At 66.7% G+C, this 11,127-nt stretch carries 10 protein-coding genes; 6 read left to right on the top strand and 4 right to left on the bottom strand.

Annotated features, from left to right (window positions below):
• Window positions 1-68: 68 nt before the first annotated feature.
• Window positions 69-1,868: a 2-isopropylmalate synthase gene (leuA, locus tag NC7_RS00725; RefSeq protein ID WP_067977635.1), complete on the bottom strand. Its 1,800-nt coding sequence runs from the start codon at window positions 1,866-1,868 to the stop codon at window positions 69-71.
• A 284-nt stretch (window positions 1,869-2,152) separates the two neighbouring features.
• On the opposite strand from leuA, the gene NC7_RS00720 reads away from it, so the two are divergent.
• The 3 genes from NC7_RS00720 to NC7_RS00710 all read left to right on the top strand — a co-directional run bounded on the left by NC7_RS00720 (window position 2,153) and on the right by NC7_RS00710 (window position 5,601).
• Window positions 2,153-2,917 carry a sulfite exporter TauE/SafE family protein gene (locus tag NC7_RS00720; RefSeq protein WP_067977634.1) on the top strand — a complete coding sequence of 255 codons (765 nt, stop codon included), beginning with the start codon at window positions 2,153-2,155 and terminating at the stop codon, window positions 2,915-2,917.
• An 83-nt stretch (window positions 2,918-3,000) separates the two neighbouring features.
• Window positions 3,001-4,635: a GMC oxidoreductase gene (locus NC7_RS00715; RefSeq protein WP_067977631.1), complete on the top strand. Its 1,635-nt coding sequence runs from the start codon at window positions 3,001-3,003 to the stop codon at window positions 4,633-4,635.
• A 132-nt stretch (window positions 4,636-4,767) separates the two neighbouring features.
• Entirely contained in the window at window positions 4,768-5,601 is an 834-nt protein-coding gene (locus tag NC7_RS00710) for an ion transporter (protein ID WP_067977629.1), read from the top strand.
• Here NC7_RS00710 and NC7_RS00705 read toward each other — a convergent pair.
• From NC7_RS00705 to NC7_RS00695, 3 genes are all read right to left on the bottom strand, one after another.
• Window positions 5,588-6,790: a low temperature requirement protein A gene (locus tag NC7_RS00705; protein WP_067977627.1), complete on the bottom strand. Its 1,203-nt coding sequence runs from the start codon at window positions 6,788-6,790 to the stop codon at window positions 5,588-5,590. The two genes, NC7_RS00710 and NC7_RS00705, sit on opposite strands and share 14 nt — an antisense overlap.
• Before the next feature lie 40 nt (window positions 6,791-6,830).
• Complete coding sequence (locus NC7_RS00700; protein WP_067977625.1) at window positions 6,831-7,289, bottom strand: SRPBCC family protein; 459 nt, start codon at window positions 7,287-7,289, stop codon at window positions 6,831-6,833.
• 98 nt (window positions 7,290-7,387) lie between these two features.
• A complete protein-coding gene (locus NC7_RS00695) occupies window positions 7,388-7,960 on the bottom strand; it encodes a TetR/AcrR family transcriptional regulator (RefSeq protein ID WP_067977624.1) in 573 nt (190 codons plus the stop codon).
• A 71-nt stretch (window positions 7,961-8,031) separates the two neighbouring features.
• Here NC7_RS00695 and NC7_RS00690 point away from each other — a divergent pair, with 71 nt between their 5' ends.
• The 3 genes from NC7_RS00690 (at window position 8,032) to NC7_RS00680 (ending at window position 11,045) form a co-directional block, all read left to right on the top strand.
• Window positions 8,032-8,604: a dihydrofolate reductase family protein gene (locus NC7_RS00690; protein ID WP_067977622.1), complete on the top strand. Its 573-nt coding sequence runs from the start codon at window positions 8,032-8,034 to the stop codon at window positions 8,602-8,604.
• A 137-nt stretch (window positions 8,605-8,741) separates the two neighbouring features.
• Window positions 8,742-10,007, top strand: a complete 1,266-nt coding sequence (locus tag NC7_RS00685; RefSeq protein ID WP_067494539.1) for an aspartate kinase — start codon at window positions 8,742-8,744, stop codon at window positions 10,005-10,007.
• 3 nt (window positions 10,008-10,010) lie between these two features.
• Window positions 10,011-11,045, top strand: coding sequence for an aspartate-semialdehyde dehydrogenase (locus tag NC7_RS00680; protein ID WP_067977620.1), 1,035 nt, complete (start codon window positions 10,011-10,013; stop codon window positions 11,043-11,045).
• Window positions 11,046-11,127: the final 82 nt, after the last annotated feature.

Below are 11,127 nucleotides of genomic sequence, written 5' to 3'. Positions count from 1 at the left end.
AAAAACACAGTGCACAAAACACCGAGGGCCGGGCAACCCGAACGTTGCCCGGCCCTCGTCGGCGTCTTTTAGCGGGCGGCAGCTCGGTTCACAGCCGAGACCACAGCGCGCAGCGAGGCAGTCGTGATCGAGGTAGCGATACCCACACCCCACACAACCTTGTCACCCACAGCCACCTCGACATAAGCCGCAGCCTGAGCATCATCACCCGCCGACATCGCATGCTCGCTGTAATCCAGCACCCGCACGTCGTAACCCACAGCGCCGAGCGCATCGACGAACGCCGCCAGCGGCCCGTTCCCGGACCCGCTGATCTCCTGCTCCACACCGTCGACCTTCACCGTCGCGACAATGGAGTCGACCCCGCCGTCGGTTTCGGCCGCGGTGACCGTCTGCTTGATGCGTTCCAGCGGCAGGATTGGGTTCAGGTATTCGGTGGCGAAGACGTCCCACATCTCCTTGGGCGTCACCTCGCCGCCTTCACCGTCGGTGATCGCCTGGATGGCCTGTGAGAACTCGATCTGCAGGCGGCGCGGGAGCACCAGCCCGTGGTCGGTCTTCATGATGTAGGCGACGCCGCCCTTGCCGGACTGCGAGTTCACCCGGATCACGGCCTCGTAGGTGCGGCCGACGTCCTTCGGGTCGATCGGCAGGTACGGGACCTCCCACACGATGTCGGCCACGTCGGCGTTCTGCGCGTCGGCGGCGGCCTTCATCGCGTCCAGGCCCTTGTTGATGGCGTCCTGGTGGCTGCCGGAGAACGCGGTGTAGACCAGGTCGCCGCCGTAGGGGTGACGTTCGGCCACGGCCAGCTGGTTGCAGTACTCCACTGTGCGACGGATCTCGTCGATGTCGGCGAAGTTGATCTGCGGGTCGATACCGCGCGAGAACATATTCATGCCCAGGGTCACCAGGCAGACGTTGCCGGTGCGCTCACCGTTGCCGAACAGGCAGCCCTCGATGCGGTCGGCGCCCGCCTGGTAGCCCAGCTCGGCGGCCGCGACGGCGGTGCCTCGGTCGTTGTGCGGGTGCAGCGACAGCACGATGGAGTCGCGGCGGGCCAGGTTGCGGTGCATCCACTCGATCGAGTCGGCGTACACGTTCGGGGTGGCCATCTCGACGGTCGCGGGCAGGTTGATGATCAGCGGCTTGGCCGGGGTGGGCGCGATGATCTCGGAGACCGCGTCGCACACCTCGCGGGCGTAGTCCAGCTCGGTGCCGGTGTAGGACTCGGGGCTGTATTCGTAGCGCCACTCGGTGTCGGGGTAGCGCTGCTCGATCTCCAGGCACAGGGCGGCGGCGTCGGTGGCGATCTTCTTCACCGCGTCGCGTTCGGCGCGGAACACCACGCGGCGCTGCAGGATGGAGGTGGAGTTGTAGAAGTGCACGATCACGTTCGGGGCGCCGTTGCAGGCCTCGAAGGTGCGCTCGATCAGTTCCGGGCGGCACTGGGTGAGCACCTGGATGGTGACGTCGGCGGGGATCGCGCCGTCTTCGATGATCTCGCGGACGAAGTCGAAATCGGTCTGGCTGGCGGCCGGGAAGCCGACCTCGATCTCCTTGTAACCCATCCGGACCAGCAGGTCGAACATGCGGCGCTTGCGGGCCGGGCTCATCGGGTCGATGAGGGCCTGGTTGCCGTCGCGCAGGTCGACGGCGCACCACGCGGGCGCGCGGTCGATGATCTTGTCCGGCCAGGTGCGGTCGGGCAGCGTGATCGGCTCGACCTCTTCGGCGTACGGGCGATACCGGAAGGCAGGCATCGAGGAGTTCTTCTGGTTGTTCCAAGCGGGCTGGTCGGCCGGGGCGGGTTTGCTGGGGGCCGTGATGGTGCGCGAAGCGGATACGAATGCGTCAGCCGAGGACATGCAAGTTTCTCCGTGGGTGTGGTGGATTCCCTGATGGGAGCGGGTCGACCGGCGCGTTGGAACCCCGCGACGGGAGCCGGTCCGTATCAGAACCCGTCGCGGCGGCCGAGAAGAAGTGCCCGCTGCATGATTCTTCGAGCTTACCGTGTGCGAACCCCCGCTGGTAAGCGGCCTGCGGAATTGGGTACGCCGATATCTACCGCACCGTCCGACCGGTACGGTTTCCAGGGACAGCAACGCTTGTACGTGCCTGACGCACGACGAGACGTCCCAAAGGAATTCGCATGACTTGGTTCGAGCAACTGGCCGTTTTCGCGGCCGGAATCGCGGCGGGTGGCATCAACACGATCGTCGGATCCGGCACGCTCATCACCTTCCCGGCCCTGTTGGCGTTCGGTTTGCCACCGGTGACGGCGAACGTCTCCAACACCATCGGTCTGGTCCCCGGCTCGGTGAGCGGGGTGATCGGATACCGCCGCGAACTGGTCGGTCAGCGGGAGCGGCTGCTGAAACTGGGCACTGCCTCGCTGCTCGGCGGTATCACCGGCGCCGTGCTGCTGCTGACCACACCCGAGGCGGCGTTCAAGGCTGTCGTCCCGGTGCTCATCATCGCGGCCCTGATCCTGGTGATCGTGCAGCCGCGCCTGGCCGCCTGGGTGAAGCGTCGTCGCGGCGAGGACACCCCGCCGCCCGCGCACGGCGGCCCGATCCTGCTCGTCGCGGTGTTCGGCACCGGCATCTACGGCGGCTACTTCGGCGCGGCCCAGGGGGTGTTGCTGGTCGGGCTGCTCGGTGTGTTCGTGCACGAGGACATCCAGCGGCTCAACGCGGTGAAGAACGTGCTCGCGCTGATCGTGAACGCGGTGTCGGCGGTGATCTTCATCGTGATCGCCGAGGTGAACTGGCAGGCCGTCGCGCTGATCGCGGTCGGCTCGATCATCGGCGGTCAACTCGGCGCAAGTGTCGGCCGCAAGTTGCCGCCGAATGCGCTGCGCGCGGTGATCGTCGTGGTCGGTTCGATCGCCGTGATCCGCCTGTTGACGACCTGAGATGGGCGGCTGTTGGTGATCGGTGACAAATCCCACCACTAGCGGGGCCGTTTCGGAAGTTGCGCGGTATTCTGCGCACGGCCATGCGTGATGAGGGAGGTGGCCTGGTGCACAGACGTGCCTTCTTCAAGGCGGCGGGACTGGCGACACTCGCCGGGACTGTGGGATCGACGCTGACGGGCACGTCCGCGCACGCCGACCCGAGGGCGGCGATGTTCGAATCGTGGGTCCCCGAGGTCTTCGCCCCGCTCCCGGACGCGCCCGCGCACACCAGCGCCATCGTGATCGGCTCCGGTTTCGGTGCGGCCGTCACCGCGTTGCGCCTGGCCGAGGCGGGTATCGACAACACCGTGCTCGAGCGCGGTTCGCGCTGGCCGAACGACCCGTGGCGCGAGATCTTCACCGGCGACGACCTGCCCGACGGTCGCGGATTCTGGCATCGCACCAGCTTCACCGGGGTCACCAAGGTGCCGATGAGCTTCGGCACCTTCGGCGGTGTCCTCGATGTCACCGAGTTCGCGGGCATCGACGTGTGGCGCGCCGCGGCCGTCGGCGGCGGTTCGGTGATCTTCACCGGGGCGATGGTCGCGCCGGAGCGCAGGCTGTTCGACCAGGTCTTCGGCGGTGTCGTCGACTACAGCGAGCTGGAACGGGTGTACTACCCGAGGGTCCGCCAGATGCTGCGCCTCGACCCCATGCCCGGTGACATCTACCAGTCCCAGCCGTTCACCCACTCCCGCGCCTGGGACGACCAGGTGCGCGCCGCCGGGTACCAGCCACTCCCCAACGACTCGATCTTCACCTGGGACGTGCTGCGCGCCGAGCTGGCGGGCGGCTCGCGCCCCTCGGCCACCGTCGCCCGCTCCAACCTGGGCAACTCCAACGGCGCCAAGTTCGACCTGAACCAGAACTACCTGCGCTACGCCGAGCAGACCGGCCGCTCGCGGGTGTATCCGGGACACCGGGTCGACAGCATCGCCCAGGAGCCGGGTGGCAAGTTCGTGGTCACCGTGACGAAACTGGCGCCCACCGGCGCGCAACTGGGCACCCGCACCCTGACCTGCGACAAGTTGTTCCTCGGCGCCGGTTCCGTCGGTACTTCCGAACTGCTGGTGCGCGCCCAGGCCACCGGCGCGCTGCCCAACCTCAACGAGCACATCGGCGACGGCTGGGGTACCAACGGCGACGTGGTGCTTGCTCGCGGCGCCAGCGGCCTGGCGGGTTTCGGTCAGGGCGTGCCGAGCGCGAGCCGCATCTACGACGAGTCGACCCTGCCGTTGACGCTCGAGAACTGGTACATCCCCGGCATCCCGTTCGAAACCGGCGCGCTCGCCTCCCTCGGCATGGTGCTCGACCCGACCCGCGCCCGTTTCGGTTATCACCCGGCCACCGGCGGCGTCGGCCTGACCTGGCCGAGCGCCGCCCAGGACGCGGTGGTGCACGCCGCGCGCGCGGTCGACCGGCGGATCGCCGACAAGGCCGGTGCGCTGGCCGAATACAGCGCCCTCGGCTACGACGCCAACGCCGAGTTCACCGCGCACCCGCTGGGCGGGGCGGTGCTCGGCAAGGCCACCGACGCCTACGGCCGGGTGCACGGTCATCCGGGGCTGTACGTGATGGACGGCGCCGCGATTCCCGGCAGCACCGCCACGGTGAACCCGTCGCTGACCATCACCGCACTCGCCGAACGCAATATCGAGGCGATCCTGCGCGGCTGACACGCACCGAAGCCCACTCGGGCGGCGCCGCAACCAATTAGCGTGAGCAAAGTACTGGCCGACCGGTAGCCGACGAGCGGCGCCGGGTGGCCGAGCAGCGGCGGCAGCCGCCGAACCACAGGAGCGGGCGAGTTGGCGTCACCGGGGATCGATCGGGTCGAGGCACTGCCGGACGTGCGGTCCAAAACGCCGTCGCTGCGCCTGGACATCTTCATGCTCGTGCTGGCGATCGTGTCGGTGGTGCTGGTCGGCTGGATCACCTTCTTCCCGGTGTCGGGCCCGACCTATCACGCGATCGTGGTGGCCGACTGGACCATCTGCGGCATCTTCGCCGTCGAGTTCCTGTGGCGGTGGCGCCGGGCGGGCTGGCCGTGGACGTTCCCGTTCGTCTACTGGTACGAAGTACTCGGCATGATCCCGGTGACCAGCCCGATCTTCCGTGGGTTCCGGTTGCTGCGGATCGTGGTGATCCTGATCCGCCTCGGTCGGGTGGCCGACCGCGCGCTCGGTGAGCGGGTGACGGCCAAGATCGTCAATCGGTTCGTCGGCACCATCGTCGACGTGATCCGCCGCCCGATGACCGTCGCCATCCTCGACGAGGTCTCCAACGTGCTGCGCGCGGGGCACTACACCCAGAACATCGCCGCCGCGCTCGAGGAGAACCACGCCGAGATCGACCAGCTCATCATCGACCTCATCAAGAACGACCCGCAGACCGGCAAGCTGCGCTATGTGCCGTTCCACGACGACATCATCCGCCTCGTCGCCGACACCGTGTACCGGATGCTGCGTCAGCTGCTCGACGACCCGCGCACCGACGAACTGGTCGCCGACATGCTGCGCGAGAACCTCGACCAGATCAACGAGGCCGTCCGCGCCGGCGTGCGGGTACCGCCCTCACATCGCGGTGCGACGCCCGCCGAACACGGTGTGCGTCATCACCTCGCGCAGATCAAGCGTGCCTGATCTCGTCGCGTCGCCGCGCGTAGTGCACCGTCTCCCAGATCACCGGCGCGGCGAGGATCGCGCAGAGCAGGCCGAGGGAGACCAGCGCGGGTAGCTGCGCGGCCACCGGGATCAGCGCGAACAGGAGCGCGGCCACCAGTACCCGTGCGGTCGAGAACTGCCGTACCGCAGCGTATTTCGCGCCGACGACGGCCAGGAGGAACACCGCGGGCCCGGCGTAGAGCGCGCCGAGCGGAATGCCGTAGAGCGGGTCGGTGAGCTGGTGGTGCGAGGTGTCGCCCACGTAGTACAGCACCTTCTTCAACCCGAGCGAGAGCGCGATGACACCGGCGATCATCGGGAAATGCCCGTAGGTGTAGCTGAACTGGGCGATCTTGATCTGCGCGGACCCCTTCGCCGAGGCCAGGCCCTCTTCGATCGAGATGGCGGCCACGTCGAAGTACAGCCACCACAGCAGACCCGACACCATGAGCCCAAGCATCGAGGCCACCGTGATCGGCCAGGAGATCGGCAGTCCGGCGACCCCGATGCCGATGGACACGATCGACTCACCCAGCGCGACGATGACGATCAGCCCGTACCGTTCGGCGAAGTGTTTGGCCGAGTTGATCCGCCAATCCGTGCCGGCCACCGCCGTCCACACCATGTCGCCGACGATCGCGGCCAGCCACAGCAGTATCTGAACCAGCCCCGAGGTGGTCGCGGCGATCACCAGCAGTGCGGTGCCGACGCCGATCGACCCGAGCGCCCAGCGTGCCAGCTGCCCGCGCAGCTGGGGATCGTCGCGGCTGATCGCCCAGAAGATGACGACGTGCACCAACCGTACGACCAGGTAGGCGATGGCGAAGACGAGCGGCCCGTACCAGCCGCCCGGCAGATCGACGAAGGCCTCGGGGATGGTCAGTGCCGCGATGAACGCGCCACCCATGGCCACGAACATGCCGACCCGCACGATGCCCTCGTCGGCGCGCACCACATTGCCCAGCCACGAGTAGGCGATCCACAGCCACCACATGATCGCGAGCACAAGCAGCGCGCGCAGCATGTTCTTCGCCGAGGTGTTGTCGGCGGCCAGGTCGGTGACCATCGTGAACGCGAAGACGATCACCAGGTCGAAGAACAGTTCGAGCTGGGTGACCGAGCCGTCCTCGGTCACGGGCTGAAATCTGGCCCGTGGTTTTCCGATCATCGGCCTATCGTGTCATCTCGCGGCCGAGGTGGCGCGGTACTCAGCCGACGGCGTAACCCTCGTTCTCGGGGAAACGCTCGGCGAAGTCGATGAAGTTCGCGACCGCTTCCTCGTTCTCCTTGCGCAAGGTGCGGTTGAACAGGATGCCGGGAATGGGCAGCGGGTAGCGCAGTTCCACGTGCAGATCGACCTCGGTGACCTCGCCGGCTTCGAACAACTCGAACGAGCCGCCACCCTTGGAACCGCGGCTGCTGTCGACTACCTCCCAGGACACCCGGTTCGGTTCCCAGCGATATTCCAGGACCTGGGTGTCGGTATCGCCCATGATGCGGGCGGTGACGAAGACTCGTCGCGGCCTGCCGTCGGCATCGGGCGGACCCATCCGGACATCGCTGTAGGACGGCGACCACTCCGCCATACGATCGACGGCAAGCAGGGCGACCATGACCTGATCGATATGAGCATCAACGGTGAAACGGATGTCGATCTTCGAGCGCATCTTGCCTGTCCTCCGAACCCCCGCTGTCTCTCGCGCCCGATTGTGCACAGTTGTGCCAGTGATCGTCAACACGTCTATGGTCTGGACAAACGTCCGGGTCAGCCGCGAATCGCACGCTCAACGGCGATTTCGATCAGCTCCGAACTCTGTTGCTCGGTGAACAACCCTGGGAGGGTGAGATGTTCGAGAATCAGCCAGTTCAGCGCCAGGTACAGCAGTAGTACGGAGGCCTCGTCGCCCGGCTGACCCGACGCCAGGTGATTGCGGACATTGAATTCCAGATCCGCGCCGACCCGCTCGGTGAGCAGCCTGCGCAACTCCGGTCGACGGGTGGCTTCGAGGCGCAATTCGAGCAGCGCGAGGTAGGCGGTGCGGTGCGATTCGAGCCTGCCGACGACCTCCTTCATCAGCGCGGTGATGTTCTCGACTGTCTTGGGGCCCTCGCTCACCAGGGCGAGCGTCTCCTCGGTCGGTTGGACCACCTCGTAGAAGCGGCTGCCTGCCTGGGTGAGCAGTTCGTCGCGATTGGCGAAGTAGTTGGAGGCGGTTCCGGCGGGCACGGCCGCCTGTTTGTCGACGGCACGGAAGGTGAGGCCGCGGGCGCCCTCGGCCGCGAGGACCTCGATGGCTGCGTCGAGCAGGGTCTGTCGACGCTCGGGATTCTTTCGCACTTGACACCACTCCGTCTGTAGTACTACGTTCTAACCACTTCACATATAGTACAACAACTGAGGCGGTACCCATGCGAAAGCTCGTCTACTACATCGGCGTCTCCCTCGACGGCTACATCGCAGGTCCCGGCGGTGAAGTCGACTTCTACCCGACCCCGCCCAGCTACGTGGAATGGATGACCCCCGAATTCCCCGACGCGATGCCGACCCACCTGCGCCCGCACGTCGGCCTCGACCCCGACCTGCCGCCCAAGCACTGGGACACCGTGCTGATGGGCCGGGGCACCTACATCCTCCCGGGCGAGCACGTCGAGAGCCCGTTCCAGCACATGAAGCAGTACGTCGTGTCGGCTTCGCTGAACCAGGCCGACCACCCCGGTGTCGAGATCTTCGCCGGGGACCCGGTCGAGCTGGTGCGCGAGCTCAAGCGGCAGGACGGCCTCGACATCTGGCTGTGCGGCGGAGGCAACCTGGCCGGGCAGCTCATCGACGAGATCGACGAGCTGATCGTCAAGAGCTATCCGGTGGTCGCGGGGTCCGGTGTGCCGGTGTTCGGCGGCGTCTTCAAACCGACACAGTTCACGCCGGTGCGGCGCAAGGAATTCGACAACGGCGCGCAGGTCACCTGGTTCGAGCGAGGCTGATTCCGGTGGTCAGCCACAGGTGACAAGCCTGTGTCGTTTTCCACAGGCTGGGGAGGTAGCGGGGGATGCGGCGTGCGCAGGCCGGTACTCTTGGTCGCTGATAGCAGCTCGATTCCCGATCGTGAAGGACCATTGCCGTGGCTCTCGTTGTTCAGAAGTACGGAGGATCCTCGGTGGCCACCGCCGAGCGGATCCGGCGCGTCGCTGAACGGATCGTGGAGACCAAGAAGCAGGGCCACGACGTGGTCGTCGTCTGCTCGGCGATGGGTGACACCACCGACGAACTCCTCGATCTCGCCGAGCAGGTCGCCCCCGCGCCGCCTGCCCGCGAGATGGACATGCTGCTCACCTCCGGTGAGCGCATCTCGAACGCGTTGGTGGCCATGGCCATTCACACCCTCGGCGCCGAGGCGCGCTCGTTCACCGGCTCGCAGGCCGGGGTCATCACCACGGGCGCGCACGGCAACGCGAAGATCATCGACGTCACCCCCGGCCGCCTGCAGGAAGCCCTCGACGAAGGCCAGATCGTGCTGGTCGCGGGCTTCCAGGGCGTGAGCCAGGACAGCAAAGACGTCACCACGCTGGGCCGCGGCGGTTCCGACACCACCGCCGTCGCCCTGGCCGCGGCGCTGAAAGCCGATGTCTGCGAGATCTACACCGACGTCGACGGCATCTTCAGCGCCGACCCGCGCATCGTGAAAGACGCGCAGAAGCTCGACAACATCTCCTACGAGGAAATGCTCGAGATGGCGGCCTGCGGCTCGAAGGTGCTCATGTTGCGCTGCGTCGAGTACGCGCGCCGCTACAACGTGCCCGTTCATGTCCGGTCGTCCTACACCGACAAGATCGGCACAACTGTTTTCGGATCGATGGAGGACATTCCCGTGGAGCAGGCAATCCTGACCGGCGTCGCGCACGACCGCAGCGAAGCCAAGGTGACCGTCGTGGCACTGCCGGACGAGCCGGGCTACGCGGCCAAGGTGTTCCGCGCGGTCGCCGACGCCGAGATCAACATCGACATGGTGTTGCAGAACATCTCCAAGGTCGACACGGGCAAGACCGACATCACCTTCACCCTGCCCAAGACCGACGGCGCGCGTGCGGTGGAGATGCTCACCAAGCGCCAGGACGAGATCGGCTTCGCGCAGGTCCTCTACGACGACCACATCGGCAAGGTGTCCCTCGTCGGTGCCGGGATGAAGTCGCACCCCGGCGTCACCGCCACCTTCTGTGAGGCGCTGGCCAACGCGGGCGTCAACATCGATCTGATCTCCACCTCGGAGATCCGTATTTCGGTGCTGGTGCGCGACACCGAACTCGACGAGGCCGTGCAGGTGCTGCACAAGGCCTTCGATCTGGGCGGCGACGAAGACGCTGTCGTCCACGGCGGAACGGGGCGATAAGTCATGGGTGTTCGTGTAGGTGTCGTCGGCGCGACCGGTCAGGTCGGCGCCGTCATGCGCAAGCTGCTCGAAGAGCGCGACTTCCCCGCCGACGAGGTGCGCTTCTTCGCCTCCGCGCGTTCGGCCGGTAAGACGCTGCCGTGGCGCGGCGGCGAGATCGTCGTCGAAGACACCGAGACCGCCGATCCGTCGGGTCTCGACATCGCGCTGTTCTCCGCCGGAGCCACCATGTCGCGGGTGCAGGCGCCGCGGTTCGCGGCCGCGGGCGTGACCGTCATCGACAACTCGTCGGCCTGGCGCAAGGATCCCGATGTGCCGCTGGTGGTTTCGGAGGTCAACCCCGAAGCCACCCGTTCGCTGCCCAAGGGCATCATCGCCAACCCCAACTGCACAACCATGGCCGCGATGCCGGTGCTCAAGCCGCTGCACGATGTGGCCGGGCTGCAGCGTCTGATCGTGTCGTCGTACCAGGCGGTGTCGGGTTCGGGTCTGGCCGGTGTCGAGGAACTCGCCTCGCAGGTGCGCGCGGTGGCCGCCGACGCCGAGAAGCTGGTGCACGACGGTTCGGCCGTCGACTTCCCCGCCCCGAACAAGTACGTGGCGCCCATCGCCTTCGACGTGATCCCGCTGGCGGGCGCGCTCGTCGATGACGGCTCGGGTGAGACCGACGAAGACCAGAAACTGCGCAACGAGAGCCGCAAGATTCTCGGCCTGCCCGACCTGCTGGTCAGCGGCACCTGTGTGCGTGTGCCGGTGTTCACCGGGCACTCGCTGTCGATCAATGCTGAATTCGCGGAACCGATTTCGGTGCAGCAGGCGCAGGAGTTGCTGGGCAAGGCGCCGGGTGTGCGGTTGGTCGACGTGCCGACTCCGCTGGCTGCCGCTGGGCAGGACGACTCGCTGGTCGGGCGCATTCGTCAGGATCCGGGTGTGCCGAACGGGCGCGGTCTTGCGCTGTTCATCTCGGGCGACAATCTGCGTAAGGGTGCGGCGCTGAACACGATTCAGATCGCGGAAGTGCTGCTCGCGAATCGTTGATGGGGATTTAGGGCCGGGTGCGCTGGGGAGCGTGCCCGGCTCTTTTTGTGTTGCGTCCATGGAGGTACTGGGCTGTGTTTTT

This window comes from Nocardia caishijiensis NBRC 108228 (genome assembly GCF_001612825.1).
GTDB classification, from domain to species: Bacteria; Actinomycetota; Actinomycetes; order Mycobacteriales; family Mycobacteriaceae; genus Nocardia; species Nocardia caishijiensis.
The sequence above is the reverse complement of the archived record's forward strand: the minus strand, read 5'-3'. Positions and strand labels throughout refer to the sequence as shown.